28 protein-coding genes and 2 riboswitches are annotated in these 24,791 nt (G+C 66.0%); of the genes, 16 read left to right on the top strand and 12 right to left on the bottom strand.

The genetic code is table 11. The features are described from left to right. The first annotated feature begins 18 nt into the window (after positions 1 to 18). Positions 19 to 846, top strand: coding sequence for a ParB/RepB/Spo0J family partition protein (locus tag ABIB28_RS07845; RefSeq protein WP_502958226.1), 828 nt, complete (start codon positions 19 to 21; stop codon positions 844 to 846). A 43-nt stretch (positions 847 to 889) separates the two neighbouring features. On the opposite strand, the gene thiC is transcribed toward ABIB28_RS07845, so the two are convergent. The 6 genes from thiC to ABIB28_RS07815 all read right to left on the bottom strand — a co-directional run bounded on the left by thiC (position 890) and on the right by ABIB28_RS07815 (position 7,405). Next, positions 890 to 2,806: a phosphomethylpyrimidine synthase ThiC gene (gene thiC / locus ABIB28_RS07840; protein ID WP_354287609.1), complete on the bottom strand. Its 1,917-nt coding sequence runs from the start codon at positions 2,804 to 2,806 to the stop codon at positions 890 to 892. A gap of 40 nt (positions 2,807 to 2,846) precedes the next feature. Further along, positions 2,847 to 2,957: riboswitch (TPP riboswitch) on the bottom strand. Positions 2,958 to 2,987: 30 nt separating this feature from the next. Then, complete coding sequence (locus tag ABIB28_RS07835) at positions 2,988 to 4,028, bottom strand: ferritin-like domain-containing protein (RefSeq protein ID WP_189676505.1); 1,041 nt, start codon at positions 4,026 to 4,028, stop codon at positions 2,988 to 2,990. A gap of 57 nt (positions 4,029 to 4,085) precedes the next feature. After that, positions 4,086 to 5,111, bottom strand: a complete 1,026-nt coding sequence (locus ABIB28_RS07830; protein ID WP_354287607.1) for a ferritin-like domain-containing protein — start codon at positions 5,109 to 5,111, stop codon at positions 4,086 to 4,088. 189 nt (positions 5,112 to 5,300) lie between these two features. After that, positions 5,301 to 6,176 carry a MipA/OmpV family protein gene (locus ABIB28_RS07825; protein WP_354287605.1) on the bottom strand — a complete coding sequence of 292 codons (876 nt, stop codon included), beginning with the start codon at positions 6,174 to 6,176 and terminating at the stop codon, positions 5,301 to 5,303. Between the two features lie 70 nt (positions 6,177 to 6,246). Next, a complete protein-coding gene (locus ABIB28_RS07820; protein WP_502958220.1) occupies positions 6,247 to 6,648 on the bottom strand; it encodes a DUF2141 domain-containing protein in 402 nt (133 codons plus the stop codon). Beyond that, on the bottom strand, positions 6,608 to 7,405 hold the full coding sequence (locus ABIB28_RS07815; protein ID WP_322161572.1) for a sterol desaturase family protein: 798 nt from the start codon (positions 7,403 to 7,405) through the stop codon (positions 6,608 to 6,610). Before ABIB28_RS07815 ends, ABIB28_RS07820 begins: the two co-directional genes overlap by 41 nt. Positions 7,406 to 7,531: 126 nt before the next feature. Between ABIB28_RS07815 and crtY the strand changes: the two genes are divergently transcribed. Genes crtY through ABIB28_RS07790 form a run of 5 tightly spaced genes read left to right on the top strand, consistent with a single transcriptional unit; the run spans position 7,532 to position 12,068 of the window. Continuing rightward, the gene (crtY, locus tag ABIB28_RS07810; protein WP_354287603.1) at positions 7,532 to 8,734 is read left to right on the top strand and encodes a lycopene beta-cyclase CrtY; all 1,203 of its coding nucleotides are present in this window, start codon (positions 7,532 to 7,534) and stop codon (positions 8,732 to 8,734) included. After that, complete coding sequence (locus ABIB28_RS07805) at positions 8,731 to 10,236, top strand: phytoene desaturase (protein WP_354287601.1); 1,506 nt, start codon at positions 8,731 to 8,733, stop codon at positions 10,234 to 10,236. The genes crtY and ABIB28_RS07805 overlap by 4 nt, the downstream gene beginning before the upstream one ends. 1 nt (position 10,237) lies before the next feature. After that, positions 10,238 to 10,819: an LOG family protein gene (locus tag ABIB28_RS07800; RefSeq protein ID WP_133191300.1), complete on the top strand. Its 582-nt coding sequence runs from the start codon at positions 10,238 to 10,240 to the stop codon at positions 10,817 to 10,819. Beyond that, a complete protein-coding gene (locus ABIB28_RS07795) occupies positions 10,816 to 11,796 on the top strand; it encodes a phytoene/squalene synthase family protein (protein WP_354287599.1) in 981 nt (326 codons plus the stop codon). The genes ABIB28_RS07800 and ABIB28_RS07795 overlap by 4 nt, the downstream gene beginning before the upstream one ends. Before the next feature lie 56 nt (positions 11,797 to 11,852). Then, the gene (locus ABIB28_RS07790) at positions 11,853 to 12,068 is read left to right on the top strand and encodes a hypothetical protein (protein WP_189676500.1); all 216 of its coding nucleotides are present in this window, start codon (positions 11,853 to 11,855) and stop codon (positions 12,066 to 12,068) included. Between the two features lie 7 nt (positions 12,069 to 12,075). On the opposite strand, the gene ABIB28_RS07785 is transcribed toward ABIB28_RS07790, so the two are convergent. Further along, positions 12,076 to 12,489 (bottom strand): hypothetical protein, encoded by a 414-nt coding sequence (locus ABIB28_RS07785; protein ID WP_354287597.1) that lies wholly within the window; start codon positions 12,487 to 12,489, stop codon positions 12,076 to 12,078. 48 nt (positions 12,490 to 12,537) lie between these two features. Continuing rightward, positions 12,538 to 12,768: a hypothetical protein gene (locus ABIB28_RS07780; protein ID WP_133191303.1), complete on the bottom strand. Its 231-nt coding sequence runs from the start codon at positions 12,766 to 12,768 to the stop codon at positions 12,538 to 12,540. A 94-nt stretch (positions 12,769 to 12,862) separates the two neighbouring features. On the opposite strand from ABIB28_RS07780, the gene ABIB28_RS07775 reads away from it, so the two are divergent. After that, on the top strand, positions 12,863 to 14,686 hold the full coding sequence (locus ABIB28_RS07775; RefSeq protein WP_354287595.1) for an ABCB family ABC transporter ATP-binding protein/permease: 1,824 nt from the start codon (positions 12,863 to 12,865) through the stop codon (positions 14,684 to 14,686). Positions 14,687 to 14,689: 3 nt separating this feature from the next. On the opposite strand, the gene ABIB28_RS07770 is transcribed toward ABIB28_RS07775, so the two are convergent. Together ABIB28_RS07770 and ABIB28_RS07765 are read right to left on the bottom strand one after the other, a co-directional pair. Next, the gene (locus tag ABIB28_RS07770) at positions 14,690 to 15,598 is read right to left on the bottom strand and encodes a hypothetical protein (protein WP_354287593.1); all 909 of its coding nucleotides are present in this window, start codon (positions 15,596 to 15,598) and stop codon (positions 14,690 to 14,692) included. 67 nt (positions 15,599 to 15,665) lie between these two features. Next, entirely contained in the window at positions 15,666 to 15,935 is a 270-nt protein-coding gene (locus ABIB28_RS07765; RefSeq protein ID WP_133191305.1) for a GNAT family N-acetyltransferase, read from the bottom strand. Between the two features lie 128 nt (positions 15,936 to 16,063). Here ABIB28_RS07765 and ABIB28_RS07760 point away from each other — a divergent pair, with 128 nt between their 5' ends. The 9 genes from ABIB28_RS07760 (at position 16,064) to ABIB28_RS07720 (ending at position 22,838) form a co-directional block, all read left to right on the top strand. Beyond that, positions 16,064 to 16,294 (top strand): antitoxin MazE-like protein, encoded by a 231-nt coding sequence (locus ABIB28_RS07760; protein WP_322161588.1) that lies wholly within the window; start codon positions 16,064 to 16,066, stop codon positions 16,292 to 16,294. A 9-nt stretch (positions 16,295 to 16,303) separates the two neighbouring features. After that, positions 16,304 to 16,630, top strand: coding sequence for a type II toxin-antitoxin system PemK/MazF family toxin (locus ABIB28_RS07755; protein WP_165954545.1), 327 nt, complete (start codon positions 16,304 to 16,306; stop codon positions 16,628 to 16,630). Continuing rightward, positions 16,631 to 18,397: a DNA helicase RecQ gene (gene recQ, locus ABIB28_RS07750; RefSeq protein ID WP_354287590.1), complete on the top strand. Its 1,767-nt coding sequence runs from the start codon at positions 16,631 to 16,633 to the stop codon at positions 18,395 to 18,397. It begins immediately after the preceding gene. Positions 18,398 to 18,652: 255 nt separating this feature from the next. Continuing rightward, on the top strand, positions 18,653 to 19,087 hold the full coding sequence (locus tag ABIB28_RS07745; RefSeq protein WP_354287589.1) for a protein tyrosine phosphatase family protein: 435 nt from the start codon (positions 18,653 to 18,655) through the stop codon (positions 19,085 to 19,087). Positions 19,088 to 19,097: 10 nt separating this feature from the next. Beyond that, positions 19,098 to 19,499 carry a hypothetical protein gene (locus ABIB28_RS07740; RefSeq protein ID WP_354287587.1) on the top strand — a complete coding sequence of 134 codons (402 nt, stop codon included), beginning with the start codon at positions 19,098 to 19,100 and terminating at the stop codon, positions 19,497 to 19,499. A gap of 58 nt (positions 19,500 to 19,557) precedes the next feature. Continuing rightward, positions 19,558 to 20,451, top strand: a complete 894-nt coding sequence (locus ABIB28_RS07735; protein WP_354287863.1) for a sterol desaturase family protein — start codon at positions 19,558 to 19,560, stop codon at positions 20,449 to 20,451. Positions 20,452 to 20,475: 24 nt separating this feature from the next. Then, on the top strand, positions 20,476 to 22,062 hold the full coding sequence (locus ABIB28_RS07730) for a GMC family oxidoreductase (protein WP_354287585.1): 1,587 nt from the start codon (positions 20,476 to 20,478) through the stop codon (positions 22,060 to 22,062). Positions 22,063 to 22,080: 18 nt separating this feature from the next. After that, on the top strand, positions 22,081 to 22,251 hold the full coding sequence (locus ABIB28_RS07725; RefSeq protein ID WP_354287583.1) for a hypothetical protein: 171 nt from the start codon (positions 22,081 to 22,083) through the stop codon (positions 22,249 to 22,251). A gap of 5 nt (positions 22,252 to 22,256) precedes the next feature. Next, positions 22,257 to 22,336: riboswitch (ZMP/ZTP riboswitch) on the top strand. A 16-nt stretch (positions 22,337 to 22,352) separates the two neighbouring features. Continuing rightward, on the top strand, positions 22,353 to 22,838 hold the full coding sequence (locus ABIB28_RS07720; RefSeq protein ID WP_354287581.1) for a protein tyrosine phosphatase family protein: 486 nt from the start codon (positions 22,353 to 22,355) through the stop codon (positions 22,836 to 22,838). Positions 22,839 to 22,933: 95 nt separating this feature from the next. Here ABIB28_RS07720 and ABIB28_RS07715 read toward each other — a convergent pair whose 3' ends face one another. Next, the gene (locus ABIB28_RS07715; RefSeq protein ID WP_354287579.1) at positions 22,934 to 24,352 is read right to left on the bottom strand and encodes an ammonium transporter; all 1,419 of its coding nucleotides are present in this window, start codon (positions 24,350 to 24,352) and stop codon (positions 22,934 to 22,936) included. Positions 24,353 to 24,426: 74 nt separating this feature from the next. Beyond that, complete coding sequence (locus tag ABIB28_RS07710; protein WP_140850681.1) at positions 24,427 to 24,765, bottom strand: P-II family nitrogen regulator; 339 nt, start codon at positions 24,763 to 24,765, stop codon at positions 24,427 to 24,429. Between the last annotated feature and the right edge of the window lie 26 nt (positions 24,766 to 24,791).

Raw genomic sequence — 24,791 nt, 5'->3', positions numbered from 1 at the left:
CGCGGCCTCAACGCCCTGATGGGGGATTTGGCGCGCGAAGAGCCCGTCGGTGAAGGCAAGGAGAATGCCTCGCCGGGTGTGCGCTCGCTCCCCGTCGGGTCGCTGACGCCGCATCCCGGCCAGCCGCGGCGGCACTTCGACGAAGCCGCACTCGAGGAACTCGCGCAATCGATCGCGCTGCGCGGTGTGTTGCAGCCGATCGTCGTGCGGCCGCACGGCACCGGCTATCAGATCGTCGCGGGCGAGCGCCGCTGGCGCGCTGCGCAGCGTGCGCGACTGCACGAGGTGCCGGTCATCGTGCGGGCGTTCGATGATACCGAAACGCTCGAAGTCGCGCTCGTCGAGAATATCCAGCGGCAAGACCTCAACGCGATCGAAGAGGCCGAAGCGTATCATCGTTTGATCGAGGATTTCGGCCACACGCAGGAAGCGCTTGGCAAGCTGGTCAACAAGTCGCGCAGCCACATCGCCAATCTGCTGCGGCTGCTCGAGCTGCCGACCCCGGTGCAGGAGCGCGTTGTCAATGGCGTGCTGACGATGGGGCATGCGCGCGCGTTGATCGGCGCGCCCGATGTCGAAACGCTGGCGGACCAGGTCGTCGCACGCGGTCTTTCGGTGCGCGATACCGAACGCATGGCGCGCGCTGCCAAGCCTGCGCCGCGCGGCCAGCGCGACAGCGAGGGGCGTGATCCCGATCTCGCGGCGCTCGAGCATCAGCTGGCCGATCTGCTGGGCCTGTCGGTGCGTGTCGCGCACAGCGCCAAGGGGGGCACGCTAACGCTGTCCTATTCGACGCTCGATCAGCTCGACATGGTGTGCCAGCGGCTGACCGGCGAGCGTATCTAGGAGGCGTACGGCGTACGCCTGAGGCCTCCGCCGGACTGGCACCTTACTCGGTGGCGGGCAGATAGAGCTCGCTGCCCTTCGCTTTGAAGGTGGCGCTCATTTCAGCCATGCCGGCCTCGGCCTGCGCACCGCGTGCGAATGCGGCGCGGTCGGCGTCGGCCTCATCGACCGGCGGCGTTGCGGCAAGGAAGCCGTCCGCCGGCTGGTTCTGCTTCGCGGCAAAATCGCGCACTTCCTGCGTGATCTTCATCGAGCAGAATTTCGGCCCGCACATCGAGCAGAAATGCGCGGTCTTGGCGCCCTCCGCGGGGAGCGTCTCGTCGTGGTAGAGCTCGGCCGTATCGGGATCGAGCGACAGGTTGAACTGGTCGCGCCAGCGGAATTCGAAGCGGGCGCGGCTGACCGCATCGTCGCGCATCTTGGCGGCGGGGTGGCCCTTGGCGAGATCGGCGGCGTGCGCGGCAAGCTTGTAGGTCACCACACCGACCTTGACGTCGTCGCGGTCGGGGAGCCCGAGATGCTCCTTTGGCGTGACGTAGCAGAGCATCGCGGTGCCATACCACCCGATCATCGCCGCGCCGATTCCGCTGGTGATATGGTCATAGCCCGGTGCGATGTCGGTGGTGAGCGGCCCGAGCGTATAGAAGGGCGCCTCGCCGCACACTTCGAGCTGCTTTTCCATATTCTCCTTGATCTTGTGCATCGGCACATGACCGGGGCCCTCGATCATCACCTGGACGTCGCTCGCCCAGGCGCGGTGGGTGAGTTCGCCGAGCGTGTAGAGCTCGCTGAACTGCGCTTCGTCGTTCGCGTCGGCGATTGAGCCGGGGCGCAGGCCGTCGCCGAGCGAGTAGGCGATGTCATACGCTTTCATGATCTCGGTGATTTCGTCGAAGCGCTCGTAGAGGAAGCTCTCCTTGTGGTGCGCGAGGCACCATTTCGCCATGATCGATCCGCCCCGCGAGACGATCCCGGTGACGCGCTTTGCGGTCATCGGGATATAGGCGAGCCGCACGCCGGCATGGATCGTAAAGTAATCGACGCCCTGCTCGGCCTGTTCGATCAGCGTATCGCGGAAGATCTCCCAGGTCAGGTCCTCGGCAACGCCGCCGACCTTTTCGAGCGCTTGATAGATCGGGACGGTGCCGATCGGCACGGGGCTGTTGCGCAGGATCCATTCGCGCGTGTCGTGGATGTGGCGACCGGTCGACAGGTCCATCACCGTGTCGGCACCCCAGCGGATCGACCAGACCATCTTGTCGACCTCGGCCGCGACGTTGCTCGCGACGGCGGAGTTGCCGATATTGGCGTTGATCTTGACCAGAAAGTTGCGCCCGATCGCCATCGGTTCGGATTCGGGATGGTTGATGTTGTTGGGAAGGATCGCCCGCCCCCGCGCGATTTCATCGCGGACGAATTCGGGCGTCACGTAATCGGGGATCGATGCGCCGAAGTCCTGGCCGTCGCGGATCAGCTTTTCCTTGGCGGCAGCGCGCCCGAGATTTTCGCGGATTGCGACGTATTCCATCTCGGGGGTGATGATGCCGCGTCGCGCATAGTGCATCTGGCTGACATTGGCGCGGGGCTTGGCGCGCAGCGGGCGTTTAACGACATTGGGATATTGCGGTACGCCAGCCGAACGATCGGGGCCAGTCAAGCCATTGTCTTCGGGGCGAATTTCGCGCGCAGTGTATTCCTCGACGTCGCCTCGCGCGAGGATCCAGTCGCGCCGCAGCGTCGGCAAGCCGACGTGGATGTCGATCCGCGCTTTCGGGTCGGTATAGGGGCCTGACGTGTCGTAAACGCGCAAGGGCGGCTCGCCACACGATGGTTCGAGTAGGATCTCGCGCATCGCGACGCCTGGCCCGGGAATCGCTGCCGAGGGCACGTAGATCTTGCGCGAGCCACGGATCGGGCCGGTCGTCACGCCGATTTCGGTACGCGCGGGGATATCTGCCATGCTCTTCGCTCCAAAATCGCAAGGAGCAAAGACGGTTTCCGGGCGGTCACCGCTCCCTCCCTACGCCCGTATTAACGGGATCAGGTTGATGCGGGTCGGGGGCTCGTGCCCCCCTCTCAGCCGCCGAATAGCAGCCCCCCGGGGAATGGCGTCAGTCTAGGCGCTCGCGCGCGGCGTGCAACTAGTTTGCGGCGCTGGTGCGGATGTTGCCATTGAGACCATTGGGGAAGAAGCCCCCGCCGACCACGGCATTCTTGTTGAGATAGACGACGTTGAGCACCTGGCCCGCGGTACGGCCGTAGACGAGGCCGTTGGCGTCGACCGGAACGAGGTTCGAGGTCGTCGCGGTTCCGGTAATGCCCTGATCGATGTCGCTCGTACCATCGAGGCTATCGCGCGCGTCGCTGATCAGCCCGGCATTGACGCGCAGGCTCGGCGTGGCGAGGCCCTTCGAATAGAGCACGGTGCGGATCAGGCCGGCGTGGTACGCCTCGGTCGCGAGGATGCCCGCAGCGGCATCGAGCAGCAACGTCGTGTTGATCGTCTGCGCTGCGCCCTTGTACGCCGTCACGCCGACATCTTCGAAGATGAACGCACCGAGCAGGAAGTTCTCGTCGCTGGCGTAAGGGTCGAAGGTGCCGTTGACGCGATCGACGACGCCGTTGGTGGTTGCGATCCCGGCGGCGCGCGCGGCGGCCGAGAAGGCGCCATTGGCGCCACCATCGATGTTGATCGACGGCATCGCAACCGCCGCAGCGCCGAGTGCCGAACGCAGGAAGGCGACATGGGCGACTTCGTCGGCGGCGATCTCGACCGCATATTGCTGGACGATCGGATCGGTGAAAGTGACCTTGCGGCCGCCCGTCACGGTGCCTTGGACGGTCTGGTTGCCATCGCCCTTGGCGATCAACGCATTGGGCAGCCCTGCGCCAGTGACGGCATAGCTGTAGAACTGCGCTTCGAGATATTCGAGGTTGAGCGCAAAGTTGAGCGTGTCCTGGTCCTGCAGCGTGCTGGTCGAGCTCGGGCTCGGCGTCGGCGTTGCGGTTGCCGTCGCGCCTGGATCGGTGCTCGTCGAGCCGCTGCCGCCGCAGGCCGACAGCAGCGATGCGCCGCCAACGGCGAGCGAAGCGACGCCCGCGCTGCGCAGGAAATTACGGCGCTCGGCGCGGCGGCGTTCGCCGGCGTCGAGAACCTGCAAGAGGATGTCGCTATCGATCACTGGGGGAACTCCCGTTCGGGCAAGCTGGAAGGCGTCAGGCTGAAGGTATCGGGCGGCTCAATTCGCGGTGCTGGTCACGATGGTGCCATTGAGCCCATTGGGGAAGAAGCCCCCCTTCGCGACAGCCAGACTGTTGAGATAGACGATATTGAGCACGTTGCCCGTCGAGCGGCCATAGGCGATGCCGTCGAGCCCGGTGGGGACGATGTTCGATGCCGTCAGGCCGTTGAGCGCGGCGAACTGGCTGTTCGCGACGACTGCCGAGGCAATGCCCTGATCGTCGTCGGAGGTGCCGTCGAGCTTGTCGCGAACGTCGGAGATCGCGCCCGCCGCGGTGCGCAGCGACGGCGTCGCCAGGCCCTTGCTGTACAGCACGGTGCGGATGATCGAGGCATGATAGGCCTCCGCGGCGAGGATGCCCGCCGCCGCGTCGATATAGGCCTTGGTCGTCAGCAGCGAGGCCGCGCCCTTATAGGCGGTGACGCCGACATCTTCGAACAGGAAGGCGGCGAGTAGGAAGTTCTGGTCGTTGGCGTACGGGTCGAATGTGCCGTTGACGTTGTCGACCGCGCCGCTTGCATTGGTCGCGAGGCCGGCGGCGCGTGCAGCGACCGTGAAGGCGCCCGTGGCGGTGCTGCCGATGTCGATTGCGGGCTGCGCGACGGCGACGGTGCCGAGCTGGCTGCGAAGGAAGGCGACGTGCTGCGTTTCGTCACCGGCGATCTCGCGCGCATATTGCGCGACGAGCGGATCGCTGAAGCTGACCTGGCGACCACCCGTGACCGTTCCCTGCGTCGTCGTGCTGGCGCTGCCCGGGGTGAGCTGGCTGTTGGGCAAGCCCGTACCGAAGACGGCGTAGGAATAGAATTGCGCCTCGAGATATTCGAGGTTCAGCGCAAAATTGAGGATGTCGGTTTCCGACGTCGCCTGCGCCGATGCGCTGGTCCCGACCGCGACGGCGGCGGCGCCGACTGCGGCGACGGCACCGGCTCCAAGGGCTGTGCGGAAGAATTCGCGGCGCTCATTCCGACGGTCGGCGCGGGCTTCGAGGCGCTCGATCAGCTGGTCTTCGGTGTCGGTCATTGGGGCGAACCCTTTTGCTGGAAACGCTATAGTGCGGCGCTGGCGTGGCACCTCACGCGCGACGGCGCAAGACCCGAATAGCTGGAGCGTCGGCCATTCCCGACGATCCGCGCGCAAACGCAAACCCGCCGCGAAATCACGAAATGTGTTCCACGGCGGGTCCTGAACCTGCGCTGAATTGCGCCGGGGTTAGAAGGTGTAAGCGAGCCCGACGGCGCCCAGCCACTGGTTGGGCGAGCCGGCGATGCGAACGATCGGGGCGTAGGAGAAGTCCCCCAGCGACCGTGAATAGGTACCGCCGGCGACGACCTTTACGCCGTGGAGCAAATTGCCGGTCAGCGAATAGGTCGCAAAACCGCCGACCGAATAGTTCTTCCAGCCCGAGCGTGCCGCGTAGGTCGGGAGGCCGCTCGCGAGGCTCTGCGTCGGCGTGATGCTGAAATAGGTGTCGGCATAACCCTGCCCGACATGCTGTGCCGAGGCGAGGATGCCGACCGCGGCCTTGCGGCTGAGTGGCGTCAGATAGGTGAAGCTCGGCTGCCAGATCCCGCTATTGTGCGCGCCGGTCACGCCCTTGCGATAGCTGACCGACACCGAAATCTTGTCGTACGGGCTGGTGATCACGCCGGTCTTGCCGATGCCGATATAGCCACCGAGCTCAAGCGCGGTGCTGCGCTTGCCGAGTGCGCGGACGCGGACGTCGTCGATGTTCTTGATGCTCGAGCGGTCGAAATTGATCACGCCGATCGGACCGAATTGCAGATCGATCGACTGGCCCGGGCGGTTCGGGATCAGATCGACACTGGCACGGTTGCCGATCACCGAGAAGTTGAAGCCCTTGACCGAGCCGATCGCGGCGGGTGCCGGCACGAAGCGATACTCGTTCGAGCCGTCATAATCGGGAAGGTAAGCGCCACCGATGCCGACCGTGACCGAATCCTTGTTGAAGTCGGCGGCGATCTGGTCGTTGTCCGCCGGGGCGGGCGGCGCGCTTTGCGCAAACGCCGGGGCCGCACTGGCGATCAGCAGGGTGGCGGCGGATATAAGAAAGCGACGATCGATCACGGGGTAGCTCCAGAATCTAAGGATTTGGGGCCGTAACGCTCGCGCAACGCTTTGGGTCCGAAAATGTAGACTAGAGCAGATAACGCATTTTGATCTGTTGCCGATCTGCATCACCTGTCAGCGTGAAGCGGGCCGCAGCAAAGCGCGGCGGGCCAAAGCTCACTGCGGGATTGCGAGAAAAACCAAAGCCTTCGCGCGGAATCCCGGCGAAGGTGTCGAGCTTGCGGTTGTTGTTCTCGTCATGGATCACCGCGACGGCATAATCGCCGTGCGTTAGCCCATCGAAGCGCAAGCTGCCGGCTGTCGCGGGTATGGAGCGCGTCACGGCCTGAGCATCGTCGATGCACGCGGGGAAGTTCTGCGGGTCGGCGGTCAGGCAGACGCGGACCGATCCCTTGTGCGACCGCAGATTGGTGAGATCGACCGACAGGTCACTCGTTGCCACCGCCCCCGGCAGCGCCAGCAACACCACCGCCGACGCGCCGCCGACGCACGCGAGCCTGCGCATGCGCTTTGACAAAATCGCCGACACCCTTGTCGGTGCCGCAGAGCCGATCCCAGAAACGGAAATAGAGACCATAATTTCCTCGATAGAGATCGTGGTGCCGTTGGTGATGGCTGGCCGTGATCAGCCATGCCCCCAATGGTCCATTCCACATGAACCGGGGAAAGACTTCCCAACCCATATGATTGGTGACCCCCATAACCGTCATGATCGCGAGGACCAAGCCGAGGCAGCCGATATTGATGGGAATAAGGAAGACAAGTAGCGGAATTATCACAGCGCCGGTGATCGCCTCGATCGGATGGAACGCCATCGCCGCCCACGCTGTCGGCGGGCGGCTGTCGTGATGCACCGCGTGCGCGAGCTTGAACGCGCGCGGCGTGTGCATCCAGCGATGCGTCCAATAAAACCACGTGTCGTGCGCGATCAGGTACAGCAGCACCGACACCGGCGCATACCATAAGGGGTAGCTGTGCAAATCGGTGTAGATCCGCGTCCAGCCGAGATTCTGCCATCCCCAGGCGACGACGCCCGCCGGCACGCCGTAAATCACCGCCGAGGCAAGGCTCCAGCCAATCTCGCGACGGATCTGCGGCGTCAGGCCGTCGTAGAGGCCGGGATGCCTGACGCGCGTTGCCGCGGCGAATGCGCCTGAGACGATCAGATAGCGCACGCCGACGATCAGCGACATGACGAGCGTGGCGGCGAGGATCGCGAGCAACATTCCTGCGGTGTAGCGCAGCCAGCCCCGCAAGTCAGGGAGATTCGCCGCACCGGCCAGCGTCTTCGGCGTGTCCCACGATCGCCCGCTGCGCTTGCACCTTGCCACATTTCGGCTATCGCAATGGCTATGCCAGAGACTCTCTCCTGCGACATCGCCATCGTCGGTGGCGGGCTTGCCGGTGGGTTGATCGCCCTGGCGCTCGCCAAGCAGCGGCCCGAGCTCGACGTGCGGATCGTCGAGCGATCCGATCGCTTCGGTGGCAACCATCTCTGGTCGTTCTTCGCCAGCGACGTGCGCGATGCCGATCGCTGGATCGTCGCGCCGCTCGTCAGTTATGGCTGGAAAAGCTATGACATTGCCTTTCCGGCGCACCGCCGGACGCTCGACAGCGCCTATTATTCGATCGAATCCGAGCGGCTCGATGCGATGCTGCGCGCCGAATTGCCGGCACACAGGCTGATGACCGGTCGCAAGGTGCTCGCGGCGGGACCGACCGCAGTGGTGTTCGCCGACGGCGACCGGCTCGAGGCCAAGGGCGTGATCGACACGCGCGGGCCGGGCGATCTCGGGCTGCTCGATCTGGGCTGGCAGAAGTTTGTCGGGATCGAGTTCGAGCTGGATACGCCGCACGGGCTCACGCGTCCGATCGTGATGGACGCGACGGTCGAGCAGATCGACGGCTATCGCTTCGTCTACACGCTGCCGCTGTCGCCGACCCGGCTGTTCATCGAAGACACCTATTACAGCGACACCCCCGATCTGTACCGGCCGCAGCCCGGCAGCGGCAACAAGGCCGACCCGATCGCCGATCGCGTACGCGCCTATGCCGCGGCGCATGGCTGGGCGACGCATACGGTCATCCGCGAGGAATCGGGCGTCCTGCCGGTGACGATGGGCGGCGATTTCGAGGCCTATTGGCAGTCTGGCGGCAACAAGGTCGCCAAGGCCGGGATGCGTGCGGGGCTGTTCCACCCGACGACCGGCTATTCGCTGCCCGATGCGGTGCGGCTCGCCGCGCTGATCGCTACGGCGCGCGACCTGTCGGGCGAGGGACTGCATACGCTGACGCATGCCTATGCAAAACGGACGTGGCAGGCGCGCGGCTTCTACCGTATGCTCGACAAGATGCTCTTTCGTGCCGCCGAGCCCGAGGAACGCTATCGTGTTCTCGAACGCTTTTACCGGCTCGACCAGCGCCTGGTGCGGCGCTTTTATGCAGGACGCTCGACGATGATGGACAAGGCACGGATCCTGACCGGCAAGCCGCCGGTACCGATCAGCCGCGCTTTGCGCGCGATCGGCGTGCTGCCGGGCGGGGTGAAGGCATGAGCTCGCATCCGGTGCGTGCACCGGCGCGGACCGCGATCGTCATCGGCGCCGGGTTTGGCGGGCTGGCGCTCGCGATCCGGCTGCAATCGGCGGGGATCGAGACGACGCTGCTCGAGGCGCGCGACAAGGCCGGGGGCCGCGCCTACGTCTGGGAGAAAGACGGCTTCGTGTTCGACGCGGGGCCGACCGTCATCACCGATCCGCCGTGCCTGCAGGAATTGTGGGCGCTGACCGGGCGCGACATGGCCGACGACGTGACGCTCGCGCCCGTCATGCCGTTCTACCGGCTCAATTGGCCCGATGGCACGGTGTTCGATTATTCGAACGACGAGCCCGCGCTCAATGCCGAGATCGCCAAGCTCAACCCCGACGATGTCGCGGGCTATGCCAAGTTCCTCGACTATGCGGCCGGCGTATACGAGGAGGGCTATCGCAAGCTCGGCCACGTCGCGTTTCTCGACTTCGCCGCGATGATCAAGGCGGCGCCCGCGCTCGCCAAATATCAGGCGTGGCGTTCGGTCTATTCGATCGTGTCGTCCTACGTGAAGGACGAGCATCTCCGCCAGGCGCTGTCGTTCCATACGCTGCTCGTCGGCGGAAACCCGATGAACACATCCGCGATCTACGCGCTGATCCACAAGCTCGAGAAAGACGGCGGCGTGTGGTTCGCGATGGGCGGCACCAGCAAGCTGATCGACGCGATGGTCACGCATTTCGAACGGCTCGGCGGCGTGCTGCGACTGGGCGACGCCGCGGTCGACATCGCCACGCTCGGCGACCGCGCGACCGGCGTCACCACTGCGAGCGGCTGGCACCAGGATGCCGACATGGTCGCGTGCAATGGCGACGTGATGCACATCTATCGCGATCTGCTCAAATCCTCGCGCAGTGCGCAGCGCACCAGGAAGGCGCTCGCGCGCAAACGCTATTCGCCGTCGCTGTTCGTCGTCCATTTCGGGATCACGGGCACGTGGCCGGGGATCCCGCACCACACGATCCTGTTCGGGCCGCGCTACAAGGGGCTGCTCAGCGACATTTACGATCACGGCGTGCTGCCCGAGGATTTCTCGCTCTATCTCCATCACCCGACCGTCACCGATCCGTCGATGGCGCCCGAGGGGATGTCGACCTTCTATGCGCTCGCGCCGGTCCCGCACATGGGCAAGTTCCCGGTCGATTGGGACGAGATCGGGCCGATCCTCGAAAAGCGTATCCTCGACGAGATCGGGCGGCGGCTGATCCCCGACATCCATTCGCGGATCGTCACCAAATTCCATTATGCACCGAACGATTTTGCGGCCGATCTCAACGCGCATCTCGGCAGCGCCTATTCGCTCGAGCCGCTACTGACGCAGAGCGCGTGGTTCCGCGTGCACAATCGCGACGACCATATCCCGAACCTCTATTTCGTCGGTGCCGGCACGCACCCCGGCGCCGGGATTCCCGGCGTGGTGGGCAGCGCCAAGGCGACCGCGGCGCTAATGCTGGAAGGCGAACGATAAAATGAAGCGGCTCGCGATCTATTGCGGATCGGCCACCCCGGCCGATCCCGTCTATATCGACTGCGCGCGCCAGGTCGGGCGGACGCTGGCCGAGCGCGGCATCGGCGTCGTCTATGGCGGCGGCAAGCTCGGGCTGATGGGCGCAGTCGCCGACAGCGCGCTCGAAGCCGGTGGCGAGGTGATCGGCATCATCCCGCAAGCTTTGGTTGACGCCGAGGTCGCGCATCGCGGGCTGACCGAGCTCCACGTCGTCGAGACGATGCACCAGCGCAAACAGGCGTTCACCGATCTGTCCGACGGGTTCGTCAATCTGCCCGGCGGCACCGGCACGATGGACGAATTGTGGGAAGCGCTGAGCTGGGCGCAGATCGGCTATCACGCCAAGCCCGTCGGGCTGCTCAACATCGCTGGCTATTACGACCATCTCGTCGCTTTCTATCGCCATATGGGCGAGGTCGGCTTCCTGCGGCCGCAGCACCACGGGATCTTGCTGATCGACACCGCGCTCGACGGCCTGCTCGACCAGATGGCCGCGCACGAGCCGATCGTGACGATCACCAAGATCGGTGCGAAAGACTTGTGAGCGACACCGCCTTGCCCAGTCGCGATGCGATCGTCGCGACCGCGCAGGAATCGATCGCGCGCGGATCAAAGAGCTTTGCCGCGGCGAGCAAGCTGTTCGATCGGCCGACGCGCGAACGCGCCTGGCTGCTCTACGCCTGGTGCCGCGCGTGCGACGATATCGCCGATGGCCAGGATCACGGCCATGACATGACCGGGGTCGACGATGGTCCCGCACGCCTCGCGGAAATCGCAGCGAAGACCGACGCTGCGCTGGCGGGCGAGGTTGTCGGCGATCCGGCGTTCGACGCGCTCCGGCTGTTCGCGGCGGAGACCGCACTGCCCCCTGCCCTCGCGCACGATCTGATCGCGGGCTTCGCGCTCGATGCCGAAGGCTGGCGCCCGCGGAGCGAGGCCGATCTCTACCAATATTGCTACCATGTCGCGGGTGCGGTCGGGTGCATGATGGCGATCGCGATGGGGGTCGCGCCGAGCGACGAAGCCACGCTTGATCGCGCGTGCGACCTGGGGATGGCGTTCCAGCTCGCCAATATCGCGCGCGACATCGCCGAAGATGCGCGCGCCGGGCGGTGCTATCTGCCGCAGGAGTGGCTCGACGAAATGGGCCTGAGCCCCGACACGCTGCTTGCCCCCGAACATCGCGCGGCGCTTGGCGTGCTTGGCGTGCGGCTTGCGGATCTGGCAGCGGGCTACGAGGCGAGCGCACGCCACGGCACTCCGACGCTGTCGTTTCGTTCGGCCTGGGCGGTGCTGGCGGCGGCCGACATCTATGGCGCGATCGCGCGCGGTGTCGCGGCGTTGGGGCCGCGCGCGTGGGATGGTCGCGTGACGACGTCGAGCGCGGCGAAGCTCGCGATGATCGGCAAGGCATACTTCGCGGCGCGACGCCGCGCGCAGGCCTATCCTCCGTCGCCGCGTGATCGCTCGCTCTGGACTCGTCCGCGCAACGCTGAAGGCGGCGCTAACCCCTTTCGGTGAGACGTTCTGCACGTCTGCAAGCTTAGGTCACGGGCCTGGATAAAGGCCTTGATTCGATGACCGCGCTCTCCGTCCAGTTCGCCAAAGCCCTGTCGCGCGGACGCATCGCACAAGCGCCCGACAGCCGCGCTTCGCTGCTCGCCGCCTTGTTGCGCAAACGCGCGACCGCGCATGTCGTCGGTGCAAAGGACCTCGAATCGTTGCTGCGCGAGCAGATCCGCTGGGCGCTGCCGATCCAGGATGGCAATGGGACGATCGACCCGGAGGGCTGACCCCCGTTTATCCGAGCAAGGGCTCACCGGGATAGGGTTTGCGGTGAGCACGCTGTGCGAGCCACGCGCCGAGCAACGGGAAGAGCACCGCGCACAGTGCCATCCACGCAGGGTGCGGCACGTTGATTTGCCCGGCGATCGCGGCGGCGAGGTAGATGGCTGTCACCAGCCACCCTCCGATCGGCCAGTCCCCGATGCGCAGGCACAGCCAGACCCCGGCGAACGGGGCGATCAGCCATCCTGCCACAATGATGAGTTTTGCCGGGAGCGGAATCCCGTCGATCATCGCGAGCAGCGTCGCGCGGTCGGCCGCGGCGATGTCGCCCGAAACGGGGTACAGCGTCGCGCTAAGGCTCTCGATCGCGGCAACGAGCGCGAGCGATACCAAGCTTCCGACGATGATTGCAGTCAATTTCCGCACGGCGCGCCCCTGTCGTGCGGGCTATAGCAGGCTATCGCGCGATGGCGATCATCCGCGCGTCACGCTTGCCTTGGTTTGCGCCATGCGCTCGCCCGTTGCGCGGCACGATGCGGTCACTACGGGATAGTCGACATCGCTGTTGCGTGCGAGCGCTGCGGGCATTGCGCGCTGGCATTCGCCGATCGAACGATATTGCACCTGTTCGACGCGCGCCTGCTGACAGGCCGAGCTGCCGTCGCCGCATCCCATGATCGCCATGACGTAGAAAAGCGGGTCCATAACCGTCTCCGTTCGTAGCAAAAACCGACGAACTGCCTTGCTTGTTCCATGAGACGCTTTCGGTCGCGCTTGACTGCGCCTACATGAAGGACAGATGCCCCCCGATACAGCCACCACCTCGACCACGCCCGAACGGCCGATGCTGCCTACGCTCCGGCGTTTCGTACCCTATCTGTGGCCGAAGGATGCGCCGGTTCTCCGGCTGCGCATCGTCGGTGCGATGCTGCTCGTCATCGCGTCAAAGGTCACGCAGGTCTATGCCAGCGCCTACACGCTGAAATGGGCGGTCGACCGGATGGCGCAGGGGCAGCGCGGCGCGGTGTGGATCGTGATCGCGCTCGTCCTCGGCTATGCCGGGGCGCGCTTCTCGACGACCTTGTTCGACAATCTGCGCAACACGGTGTTCGAGCGCGTCGGGCAGGATGCGACGCGGCGGCTGGCGGCGAGCGTGTTCCGCCACCTCCACCAATTGTCGCTGCGCTTCCATCTCGAGCGGCGGACGGGTGCGGTCACCAAGGTGGTCGAGCGCGGGACGAAGAGCATCGATACGATGCTCTATTTCATGCTGTTCAACATCGCGCCGACGGTGCTCGAACTCGTCCTCGTGCTCAACATCTTCCGCTCGAGCTTCGGCTGGGGGCTGGTTGCCGCGACCGTGGTGATGGTGGCGACCTATATCTGGTTAACGCGGATGGTGACCGATTGGCGCGCCGCCTTGCGCACGCGGATGAACGATCTCGACACCGGCGCGGTCAGCCATGCGGTCGATTCGCTGCTCAATTTCGAGACGGTGAAATATTTCGGCGCGGAGGAGCGCGAGGGGAAGCGCTACGACGCGGCGATGGCGGCTTATGCCAACGCCGCGGTGACGTCTGAGAATTCGCTCGCCTGGCTCAACGTCGGGCAAGCGCTGATCACCAATGTGATGCTCGGCGGCGGGATGGCGTTCGTCGCCTGGGGCTGGGGGCGTGGGGCGTTCTCGGCGGGCGACGTGGTGTTCGTCTCGACCTTGCTGTCGCAGCTGTTCCGGCCGCTCGACCTGCTCGGCATGGTCTATCGCACGATTCGCCAGGGCGTGATCGACATGGGCGCGATGTTCGACTTGATCGATACGCCGTCCGAAGTGGTCGACGCGCCCGGCGCGCCGCCGCTGGTGGTGGCGCGCGGGCATGTCCGGTTCGAGAATGTTCGCTTCGGCTATGACAAGGGGATGCCGATCCTCAAGGGGATCGACCTCGATATCCCGGCGGGCAAGACGCTCGCCGTGGTCGGGCCGTCGGGCGCGGGCAAGAGTACGCTCGCGCGGTTGCTGTACCGCTTTTACGATCTCACCGGCGGGCGGATCACCGTCGACGGGCAGGACATTGCCCAGGTGACGCAGGCGTCGCTGCGCTCGGCGATCGGGATCGTGCCGCAGGACACCGTGCTGTTCAACGACACGATCGGCTACAATATCGGCTATGGCCGTGAGGGTGCGGGGCAGGACGAGATCGAGACTGCCGCGCGCGGGGCGGCGATCGCCGGCTTCATCGAACGCCAGCCGCAGGGCTATGGCACGCGCGTCGGCGAGCGCGGATTGAAGCTGTCGGGCGGCGAGAAGCAGCGCGTCGCGATCGCGCGGACGCTGCTCAAGAACCCGCCGGTGCTGATCCTCGACGAAGCGACTTCGGCGCTCGACAGCCGCACCGAGGGCGAGATCCTCGACACGCTCCAGGCGATCGAGCGCGGGCGCACGACGATCGTCATCGCGCATCGCCTGTCGACCGTCGTGCACGCCGACGAGATCGTCGTGCTCGAGGCGGGGCAAGTTGTCGAGCGCGGGAGCCACGCTGCGCTGCTGCGCAAGGACGGCCTCTATGCCGAGATGTGGAACCGCCAGGCGCAAGAACGCGCCGAGGAAACGCTCGCCGCGGAATAAGCGTCAGAGGCAGCTCAGCCGGATCCGCTTGGCAGGCTTGTCGAAGGTGATCGACGAGCATTGCTCGAGCGCATCACGGCCGATCGACAGGCGGTCGCGCGACGGATCACGCTTGGCTTTGCCGGTCACGATGATCTCTTCGGGATCGGGGGTCACGTCGGCATCGCGGATGGTCGCCGCATTGCCATAGTCCGATACGCGCACGTGCAGAGCGTTCAGCGCCATCGGCCCGATCACGAATGGAGTGGTGAGCGTCATACGCCGGACCGGCCGCGTGATACCGAAGGCGATCTCGGCCTGATCGACCGGCCCGGTCAATGCACCCCCCTGTGCCACAGCGATGCGCTGTGCTGCCCCGGCGCTGGCGAGCGACAGGCGGTGGTGCAGATCGAAGCGGACCTTCATCGGCACGCCGCCGACGATGATCTCGCCGAACAGCCCGCCCCAATTGCCGATCAGCGCGCCGCCGTCGACGAGCGGGAGGTCGAGCGTTCGCTCGCCTGGGCGCGGAGCATGGAGCTCGAAGCGCACCACCGGTGCAGGCAGGCCACCGGGCCCGATCACGCCATCGGCGCCGGTCGCATAGGGCGTGTCGAACCAGCCGACGCGCCGCCGGATCTCCATTCCGTCGACGATCAGGCGCGTCACCGCGGTCACGCCGTGTACCCCGCTCGGGCCAACCTTGTAATGGAGACCGAACATGCCCGACTTGAGTCCGGCGCGAAGCGCATAGGGTTTCGCCAGGATCGGGAGCGCGGGGGCACCCGGGTCGATGCGCAGCGTGCCCTGCGCTCCGCCGACGCTCGCGGAGACAATGCCATCGTCGCGCACGGTATAGACGGGATCGGGTGCCGCCGCGCCGAGACCGATCGCCAGGATCGAGCAACCCATAAGCATGCGAAGGTGGATCATCATGGTCGGCTGCCCCGTTCGAGTTCAGCTCGATCTTGCCGCAGATTGGGGCCAAACCACGGCAGCGTCACAATAAATCGCGATATTCCGGATGCTTGTCGATATAGGCGGCGACGAACGGGCATTGCGGAATGACTTTCAACCCGCGGTCGCGCGCGCTGTCGAGCGCGGCGCGAACCAGTTTGGTCGCGGCCCCATGCCCGGCGACCGCTTTGGGCACGAGCGTGTGGGTGAAGACGATCGTATCGCCTTCCATCTGATACGCCGCGACCGCGCGGTGGCGGCCGACGGTCAGCTCGAATTCCTGCTCGGCCTTGTTGTCGCGGACTGTTTCCATGTGCGTCCGCTTGCACCGGGAACGCGCCCGCACGCAAGAACAAGGGGTAAACATCTTGTGATTTTGGGGGGTCTGCGTTACATGTAACGCTCGATGGAAGGAGTTAAGCGATGGGCATGGAGCGACCGATGACCAGCGCCGAGCGCGTCGCCAAGCGCCGCGCGGCACTCCGCGCGCAGGGGTTGCGGCCGAAGACTTTCTGGTTGCCGGACACGACGACGCCGGAGTTTCAGGAGGAAGCCCGCAAGACGCGAGAGTGGTTGTGGGCGCATGTCGAGGATGACCGCGAAGCGATGGCGTTCGCTGGCGCGATGACCGACGTCGTGCTCGAACGCCTCGACCGCGAAACAGAGCGTTAAAGCTCGATCGTGAAGCGGGGTGAAATCTGGAGTGCTGCGACGGGAAGCGGCTATGGCGGCAAGCCTCGCCCGGTCTTGGTCGTGCAGGGTGACGCTTTTGGCGATACGCCGCATCGTCTCGTGGCATTATGCCAGACCGCGAGAGGGGAGGCACGCGACCTTCGCCCGAGGGTCTTGCCCGACGCGCAGAATGGCCTTGAAGCGATTTCAGACGTCGCGGTCGACATTTTGGTGACCGTGGATCACCAGCAGTTTGGCCGAGTGATCGGCCGTTTGTCCGAGACCGACATGCAGCGTGTCGATCAGGCTCTCCTTCTTATTCTTGGTTTCGCGTAAATGATCGATCCCCTCCCCGTCCTCCAATCGACCTTTGGCTTCCCGGCGTTTCGTGGCGTCCAGGGGTCGGTGGTCGAGCGTGTGCTCGCCGGCGCGCGGACGCTTGCGGTAATGCCGACCGGCGCGGGCAAGTCGCTGTGCTATCAATTGCCCGCGGTGGTGCTTGAGGGCACGTGCGTCGTGGTCTCTCCGCTGATCGCGCTGATGCACGACCAGCTGCGCGCCGCGACCGCGATCGGGATCCGCGCAGCGACGCTGACCTCGGTCGATAACGACCAAGCCGAGACGATCGCGCGCTTCCGCCGCGGCGAGCTCGACCTGCTCTATGTCGCGCCCGAGCGTGCCTCGGGCGGCGCATTCCGCGAGTTGCTCGCGCGTGCGCCGTTGGCGCTGTTCGCGATCGACGAGGCGCATTGCGTGTCCGAATGGGGGCATGATTTCCGGCCCGATTACCGCCTGCTGCGACCGCTGCTCGACGCATTCCCGGATGTGCCGCGGCTCGCGCTGACCGCGACCGCCGACGCGGTGACGCGCGCGGATATCCTCGAGCAGCTCGGGATCCCGCACGAGGGCATGATCGTCGCGGGGTTCGACCGGCCCAACATCCAGTATCGCATCTCGCCGAAGGACAATGCGACGCGCCAGATCGCCGACCTGATCGCCGAGACCCCCGGCGCAGGCATCGTCTATCTGCAGAGCCGCGCCGGCACCGAAAAGATGGCCGAGGCGCTGAGCAAGACCGGACGGCCGACGCGCGCTTATCATGCCGGGCTCGATCCGCATGTCCGCGCGAAGAACCAGGCCGATTTCGTCGCCTCGGAAGACATGGTGATGTGCGCGACGGTCGCGTTCGGAATGGGGATCGACAAGCCCGACGTGCGCTTCGTCGCCCACGCCGGGCTCCCCAAATCGATCGAGAGCTATTATCAGGAAACCGGCCGCGCGGGGCGCGACGGCGATCCTGCGGTCGCGCATCTGTTTTGGGGCGCCGAGGATTTCGCACGCGCGCGCCAGCGGATCGGCGAGGTCGAGCCGGCGCGCCAGCCGGGCGAGCGCCAGCGGCTCGCCGCCCTCGGCGCGCTGGCCGAGACCGCCGGATGCCGGCGGCGCATCCTGCTCAAGCATTTCGGCGACGACAGTCCCGAGAATTGCGGCAATTGCGACAATTGTCTCAACCCGCCCGCCGCGGTCGATGCGACGGAGGTGGCGAGGAAATTCCTCTCCGCGGTCTTTCGCACGGGGCAGAGCTTTGGCGCGGGCTATATCGAGCAAGTCCTGATGGGCCAGTCGAGCGAGCGCAGCCTGATGAACGGGCACGAGACGCTCGGCGTATTCGGGATCGCCTCTAGCCCTGAGGAAGCCGCGCTGATCAAGCCGGTCGGGCGGGCGCTGCTGCTGCGCGACGCGCTGCGCGCGAACGATTTCGGCGGGTTGGAGTTTGGCCCCGGCGCCCGCGGCATCTTGAAAGAGGGCGAACACGTCGCGCTGATCGTCCCGCCCAAGCGCGAGCGGCGGCGGCGCGGGAGCGCTGGCAGCGTGCCCAACCCGACCGGCGAACCGCTGTTCGAGGCGTTGCGCACCAAGCGCCGCGAACTCGCACTCGAGGCGAGCGTGCCGCCTTACGTCATCTTCCACGATTCGGTGCTGCGCGAGATGGCGACGACGCGGCCTTCGTCGCTCTCGGCGATGGGGCACATCACCGGCGTCGGCGCGCGCAAGCTCGAGGCCTATGGCGAGGCGTTTCTCGGGGTCCTGCGACGGTTCTGAGCGCTCGAGTTTCACGCGAAGGCGCGAAGCGATAGGCGGCGGGATCATCACTCCCCTTCTTCGTGTCTTCGCGGCTTTGCGTGAAAATTTGTTCGCGCAGGGGCGCTGAGGCGCAGGGAAAAGACTACGGTTTCCCGGTCGCGCGCGGGCCGTTTGATGTAACAGCGCGTTCGCCCGCCGTTTTTCCCTCCGCGCCTCCGCGCGAACCGAATCTGCCGCTTCCGCCGCGCTGCCGCGCGAGCTAGAAGCAAGCCCATGACCATCCTCCGCACCATCGATCCGACCATCGCGGTCGCTCCGCAAATCTCGCCCGACGCGATGGGCGAGCTTGCCGCCGCGGGCTTCGCCGCAATCGTCAACAACCGCCCCGATGGCGAGGATATGGGCCAGCCGAGCGGTGCCGAGATCGCCGCCGCCGCCGAGGCCGCTGGCCTCACCTACACCGCGATCCCGGTGACGCACGCCGGCTTCTCGCACCCGCAGATCGACGCGATGGCGGCGGTGCTGGCCGAGGCCAAGGGTCCGGTGCTGGCATACTGCCGCTCGGGAACGCGCTCGTGCAACCTCTGGGCGCTCGCGGTCGTCAAGGGCGGCATGCATCCCGATACGGCGATGACGAAAGCCGCCGCAGCCGGATACGATCTCACCGGACTTCGCCCGCTGTTCGACGCGCTTTCCACGCCTGCGTGACAGCAAGGCGATGGACTGGACGCAACTTGGATTAAGCGTCGCCGGCGTGCTCGGCCTGGCGCTGGTGGCGCGCTGGATGCGACTCGGCGAGGCGCGCATTTCGAGCAAGGCGCAAGCACGCGAGACCGCCGAGCAGATGCTCGCCGGCTTCGTCGCGCATGGGGCGGTGATCGGAACCGACGGCAATGCCGCGCTGGTCGCTGGAAACGGGGCGCTTGCGCTGCTGAAACGCCACGGTGCAAAGGTCGCCGCCCGGAGGCTGATCGCACCATTGCGGCTCACCCAGGCGATCGAGGGTGTGCGCGTCGAGACGGGCGAACGCCAGTTCGGCGCGGTGCTGCTGTTCGGCGTACTCGAAGCCGATGTCCGCGCGATCGAGGACAGCGTCACGCGCGGTACGACGTACCACTAACCGCCCGCGCGATATTGGCTCTTTACGGATCCCACTGACACTGGTGTAAACAGTGCGTATGGGCCTGCCCGATCCCGTCCACTACGCCGTCCCCGGCTTCATCGCGCTCGTCCTTGCCGAGATGATCGTCGCGCGGATCAAGGATCGCACGCGTTACGAGCCAAAGGACACGCTCGTGTCGCTTGCGCTCGGCCTGGGCAGCACCGTCGCCGGCGCGCTGTCGGTCGGACTGGTCTTCGCGCTGTCGCTCTGGGTGTGGCAATTCCGGCTCTTCGACATCGGCTATGCCTGGTATTGGTTCGTGCTCGCCTTCGTGCTCGACGACCTGTTCTATTACGTCTTCCACCGCTCGGCCCACCGCGTCCGCTGGTTCTGGGCGAGCCATGTCATCCACCATTCGAGCCAGCATTATAATCTGTCGACCGCGCTGCGGCAGACCTGGACGGGCTTCGTCTCGCTGGGCTTCATCTTCCGCCTGCCGCTGCTGTTGATCGGCTTTCCGCCGGCGATGCTGGTGTTCGTCGCGGGGCTCAACCTGATCTATCAGTTCTGGATCCACACCGAGATGATCGACCGGATGCCGCGCTGGTTCGAGGCGGTGATGAACACGCCGTCGCACCACCGCGTCCATCACGCGACCAATCCGCGCTATCTCGACACCAATTATGCCGGGGTCTTCATCGTCTGGGACCGCCTGTTCGGCACCTTCGAGCCTGAGCGCGCCGACGATCGACCGCGCTATGGGATCGTCAAGAATTTGGGCTCGTTCAATCTGTTATGGGCCGCGACGCACGAATGGATCGGGATCGCGCAAGACGTCTGGCGGGCGCCGGGGCTTCGTGCCAAGCTCGGCTATCTGGTGATGCCGCCCGGGTGGAGCCACGACGGCAGCCGCGACACGTCCGAGACGATCAAGGCGCAGTGGCGATCGAGCGATACAAAGGCGCGCTAAAGCGCCGCGAGCAGGAGAGAGCGCGTGGAAGAAGCCGATATCGTGGTCATCGGGGGCGGTTCGGGCGGCGCGGCGGCGGCCGGGCGCTTGAGCGATGGCGGGAAATTCTCGGTCGCCTTGCTCGAGGCGGGGGGCCGCAACACGGGGCTCCGCACGCGCATTCCGGCGTTCCTCGCGTTCCAGACCGACAAGACCAACTGGAATTACGAGACCGTCCCGCAAGCCGGCCTCGGCGGCCGGCGCGGGCACCAACCGCGCGGCAAGGGGCTCGGCGGGTCGAGCGCGATCAACGCGATGATCTATATCCGCGGCAACAAATGGGATTACGACAATTGGGCGGCGCTCGGCTGCCCCGGCTGGTCGTATGACGACGTGCTGCCGTGGTTCAAGCGCAGCGAGCACAATGTCCGTGGCGGCGATGCCTATCATGGCGGCGATGGCCCGCTCTGGGTGAGCGAGCAGCACCACGCCAATCCCGGCAGCCGCGATTTCGTCGAGGCGGGCGCGTCGCTGCAGATCCCGCGCAACGACGATTTTAACGGCGCGCGGCAGGAGGGGATCGGGCTCTATCAAGTGACGCAGAAGGGTGGCGAGCGCTGGACCTCGGCACGCGCGTATCTGGGCGATGCGCCCGACAATCCGGCGTTGCACGTGCTCACCGGCGTCACCGTCGAGCGCGTGCTGTTCGAGGACGGGCGCGCGTGGGGCGTCGCCTATCTGCAGGGTGGCGAGTCGAAGGTGATCCGCGCACGCAAGGCCGTCGTGCTCGCGGCCGGGGTGTTCGGGACGCCGCAGATCCTGATGCTGTCGGGGATCGGACCGGCCGCGCATCTGCGCGAGCAGGGCATAACGGTGCGGGTCGATCGCGCGGCGGTCGGCGCGAACTTGCAGGATCATATCGATTATGTCGCGGCCTTCGAGACGCCGGGCAAGAGCTTCGTCGGCAATTCGCTCAAGGGCAAGCTCGATATGGCGGGCGCGCTGTTCCAGTGGCTGCGCAAGCGCGAGGGGATGATGACGACCCCGTTCGCCGAGGCGGGCGCCTTCCTCACCACCGATCCGCACGCCCCCGCGCCCGACGTCCAGCTCCACTTCGTCGTCGCCGCGCTCGAGGATCACGGCCGCACGCAAGTGCCGGGGCATGGCTATTCGTGCCACGTCTGCGTGCTGCGGCCCGAAAGCCACGGCACAGTGCGGCTCGCCTCGAGCGATGCGCGCGTGGCTCCGCTGATCGACCCGGCGTTCTTCAGCGATCCGCGCGACATGGCGACGATGATGCGCGGCGTCCGCGCGATGTATCGCATCCTCGAGGCGCCACCACTCAGCGACCATCAGGGCCGCGATCGCTATCCGATCGACTTGCGCGACGACGACGCGCTCGAGCGGCTGATCCGCGCGCGCGCCGATACCGTCTATCACCCGGTCGGGACCGCGCGGATGGGATCGGACGAGGATGCGGTGTGCGACCCGCGGCTGCGCGTCCGCGGGGTCGAGGGCCTCTACGTCGCCGATGCCTCGGTCATGCCCAAGCTCGTCTCGGGCAACACCAATGCGCCGTCGATCATGATCGGGGAACGTTGTGCCGATTTCGTGACCGCGGACCTCGCCTGATCGGCTAGATGCCGCGGCATGGACCGCAAGGATTGGAATCGGGTCGCGCTGACGGCGGCGGTGGTGTTGGTGCCGGGCGGCTTCCTGCTCGGCGCCGCGCTCGCCGCGCGACGGCTGCGTGCGAAGCCGCGCGACACGGACGCCGTCACGACCGACGAGCCGCTTGAGGGCAAGGGCCCGCGCGACTAGGATCGTCGTGTTCGCGTGACTGGCGAAGCAGGTGGGGCACCATCGTGGAGCGCGGACCCGGCCGCCGCTCGCCTGGGCACCCCCGCTTGAAAGGAGCCCGCATGCGCGACCCAATCGATATTCCAAACTGGTATCGTCTCGACGATCACTTGACGACATCGGGCCAGCCGAGCGGCGAACAGCTCGCCGCGATCGCAGCGCTGGGCGTGCGCGACGTCATCAATCTCGCCTTGCACGATCATCCGCGCGCGCTGCCCGACGAAGCGGCCACGGTCGCCGCGCTGGGGATGCGCTACATCCATATCCCGGTCGTGTTCGATGCGCCGACCACGGCCGATTTCGAGCGCTTCTGCGCGGCGATGGCGGATCACGGCACGCGGCCGGTGCACGTCCACTGCATCGTCAACGCGCGCGTTTCGGCCTTCCTCTATCGCTATCGGTGCGAGGTGCTCGGCTGGGACGAAGCGCAGGCGCGCCCCGCGCTCGACGCGATCTGGCGCCCGGGCGGCGTGTGGGCGCGCTTCATCGGCGACACCGCACGGGCAGAGCTTCCGCACCAAATGACCGCGACCCCGCCGCAGACATAAAAAAGGGCCGGTGCGTTGCCGCACCGGCCTTAGGTCGTCCGCAGGAGGAACGTCGTGAGAGGGGCGGATCGTTCGGGGCCCGCCCCCCAATCTGGTCAATAATTGTAGGCGCGCTCGCCATGTTCGGAGATGTCGAGGCCTTCGTGCTCGACTTCTTGCGAAGGGCGGATGCCGACGGTGTATTTGAGGATCAGGAACAGCACGGCCGAAACACCGCCCGACCAGACCAGCGTGATCGCGACCGCTTCGGCCTGCGTCCACAGCTGGGTCGCCATGTCGTACACGCCGGGCTTGGCGACCGCGGCGGTGTAATCGACCCAGCCCTGGCCGCCGAGCTTGGGATCGGCGACCACGCCGGTCGCCAGCGCGCCGAAGATGCCGCCGACGCAATGCACGCCGAACACGTCGAGCGAGTCGTCATACTTGCCCCAGCTCTTCACCGTGGTGACGAAGAAGAAGCAGAGCGGCGAGACGAGCAGGCCGAGGATGATCGAGGTCATCGGCGAAGCGAAGCCCGAGGCCGGGGTGATCGCGACGAGGCCGGCAACTGCGCCCGTTACCGCGCCGAGCAGCGACGGCTTGCCGTGCTTGATCTGGTCGATCACCGCCCACGACACGCCGGCTGCTGCCGTCGCGACGAAGGTGTTGATGAAGGCGAGCGCCGTCAGGCCGTTCGATTCGAGGTTGGAACCGGCGTTGAAGCCGAACCAGCCGACCCACAGCAGGCTGGCGCCGATCATCGTCATGGTCAGCGAGTGCGGCGGCATCGGCTCCTTGTTGAAGCCCGCGCGCTTGCCGATCACGAGACAGCCGACGAGCCCGGCGATCCCGGCATTGATGTGCACCACGGTGCCACCAGCGAAATCGAGCGCGCCCTTGCCGTAGAGGAAGCCGAAGTCGGTCGGCGCGTTGGGGAGGAAATCCGGGCCCGCCCAATACCACACCATGTGTGCGATCGGGAAATAGACGATTGTCATCCAGGCGACCATGAACACCATCAACGGCGTGAACTTCACGCGCTCGGCGAACGCGCCGACGATCAGAGCGGGCGTGATGCATGCAAACGTCATCTGGAAGCAGACATAGGCATATTCGGGGATGTACACCCCGTTCGAGAAGGTCGCCGCGAGCGAATTGGCGTCGACGCCCTTGAGGAACAGCTTGCCGAACCCGCCGACGAACTGCGAGCCGCCGGTGAAGGCCATCGAATAGCCCCAGCTGACCCACACCAAAGCCGCGATGCAGACGATCATGAAGACCTGCATCAGCACCGACAGCATGTTCTTGGTGCGGACCAGGCCGCCGTAGAACAGCGCGAGGCCGGGCACCGACATCATCAGCACGAGGACCGACGAGGTCAGCATCCAGGCGGTGTCGCCCTTGTTGACCATCGCCGCAGTCGGCACGAACGGCTTGGCGGCGGCCGCCACGGGCGCCTGCGCCCAGGCCGGGAGCGCGGTCAGCAGCGCTACGCCGGCGAGCCCGGCAAGACCCAATTTGGTTGATCGATTCATTGCAACCCCCTTCAGACCGCTTGCGCGGGTACTATGGTTCGCGGCGCTCACAGCCTGCATGTCGTTCGCGGCGCTCACAGGGCCGTCTCGTCGGTTTCGCCGGTGCGGATGCGGACGGCCTGCCCGACATCGAGCACGAAGATCTTGCCGTCGCCGATCGCGCCGGTGTTGGCCGAGGCCTGGATCGCCTCGACGACCTTGCCAGCGAGGTCGGAGCCGCAGACGACCTCGATCTTGATCTTGGGGACCATGTTGGTGCTGTATTCGGCGCCGCGATAGATTTCGGTCTGGCCTTTCTGGCGCCCGAAACCCTTGACCTCGGTAACGGTCATTCCGGCGACGCCGATTTCGGTCAGCGCCTCGCGCACCTCGTCGAGCTTGAAAGGTTTGATGATGGCAATGACGAGCTTCACGCAAGAACCCCCCTGGTTATTGGTCC

It is taken from the genome of Sphingomonas sp. UYEF23 (genome assembly GCF_040546165.1).
GTDB classification, from domain to species: Bacteria; Pseudomonadota; Alphaproteobacteria; order Sphingomonadales; family Sphingomonadaceae; genus Sphingomonas; species Sphingomonas glacialis.
This window is presented reverse-complemented; position numbering and strand designations above follow the sequence as displayed.

What these genes read in the sequence shown, in the direction of transcription:
- ABIB28_RS07845 (WP_502958226.1), top strand. Translation starts at nt 19, where the DNA reads ATGGGGGATTTGGCGCGCGAAGAGCCCGTCGGTGAAGGCAAGGAGAAT.
- thiC (WP_354287609.1), bottom strand. Translation starts at nt 2,806, where the DNA reads ATGGCAGATATCCCCGCGCGTACCGAAATCGGCGTGACGACCGGCCCG.
- ABIB28_RS07830 (WP_354287607.1), bottom strand. Translation starts at nt 5,111, where the DNA reads ATGACCGACACCGAAGACCAGCTGATCGAGCGCCTCGAAGCCCGCGCC.
- ABIB28_RS07815 (WP_322161572.1), bottom strand. Translation starts at nt 7,405, where the DNA reads ATGTTGCTCGCGATCCTCGCCGCCACGCTCGTCATGTCGCTGATCGTC.
- crtY (WP_354287603.1), top strand. Translation starts at nt 7,532, where the DNA reads ATGCCAGAGACTCTCTCCTGCGACATCGCCATCGTCGGTGGCGGGCTT.
- ABIB28_RS07805 (WP_354287601.1), top strand. Translation starts at nt 8,731, where the DNA reads ATGAGCTCGCATCCGGTGCGTGCACCGGCGCGGACCGCGATCGTCATC.
- ABIB28_RS07800 (WP_133191300.1), top strand. Translation starts at nt 10,238, where the DNA reads ATGAAGCGGCTCGCGATCTATTGCGGATCGGCCACCCCGGCCGATCCC.
- ABIB28_RS07790 (WP_189676500.1), top strand. Translation starts at nt 11,853, where the DNA reads ATGACCGCGCTCTCCGTCCAGTTCGCCAAAGCCCTGTCGCGCGGACGC.
- ABIB28_RS07780 (WP_133191303.1), bottom strand. Translation starts at nt 12,768, where the DNA reads ATGGACCCGCTTTTCTACGTCATGGCGATCATGGGATGCGGCGACGGC.
- ABIB28_RS07775 (WP_354287595.1), top strand. Translation starts at nt 12,863, where the DNA reads ATGCCCCCCGATACAGCCACCACCTCGACCACGCCCGAACGGCCGATG.
- ABIB28_RS07770 (WP_354287593.1), bottom strand. Translation starts at nt 15,598, where the DNA reads ATGATCCACCTTCGCATGCTTATGGGTTGCTCGATCCTGGCGATCGGT.
- ABIB28_RS07765 (WP_133191305.1), bottom strand. Translation starts at nt 15,935, where the DNA reads ATGGAAACAGTCCGCGACAACAAGGCCGAGCAGGAATTCGAGCTGACC.
- ABIB28_RS07760 (WP_322161588.1), top strand. Translation starts at nt 16,064, where the DNA reads ATGACCAGCGCCGAGCGCGTCGCCAAGCGCCGCGCGGCACTCCGCGCG.
- recQ (WP_354287590.1), top strand. Translation starts at nt 16,631, where the DNA reads ATGATCGATCCCCTCCCCGTCCTCCAATCGACCTTTGGCTTCCCGGCG.
- ABIB28_RS07745 (WP_354287589.1), top strand. Translation starts at nt 18,653, where the DNA reads ATGACCATCCTCCGCACCATCGATCCGACCATCGCGGTCGCTCCGCAA.
- ABIB28_RS07740 (WP_354287587.1), top strand. Translation starts at nt 19,098, where the DNA reads ATGGACTGGACGCAACTTGGATTAAGCGTCGCCGGCGTGCTCGGCCTG.
- ABIB28_RS07735 (WP_354287863.1), top strand. Translation starts at nt 19,558, where the DNA reads ATGGGCCTGCCCGATCCCGTCCACTACGCCGTCCCCGGCTTCATCGCG.
- ABIB28_RS07725 (WP_354287583.1), top strand. Translation starts at nt 22,081, where the DNA reads ATGGACCGCAAGGATTGGAATCGGGTCGCGCTGACGGCGGCGGTGGTG.
- ABIB28_RS07720 (WP_354287581.1), top strand. Translation starts at nt 22,353, where the DNA reads ATGCGCGACCCAATCGATATTCCAAACTGGTATCGTCTCGACGATCAC.
- ABIB28_RS07715 (WP_354287579.1), bottom strand. Translation starts at nt 24,352, where the DNA reads ATGAATCGATCAACCAAATTGGGTCTTGCCGGGCTCGCCGGCGTAGCG.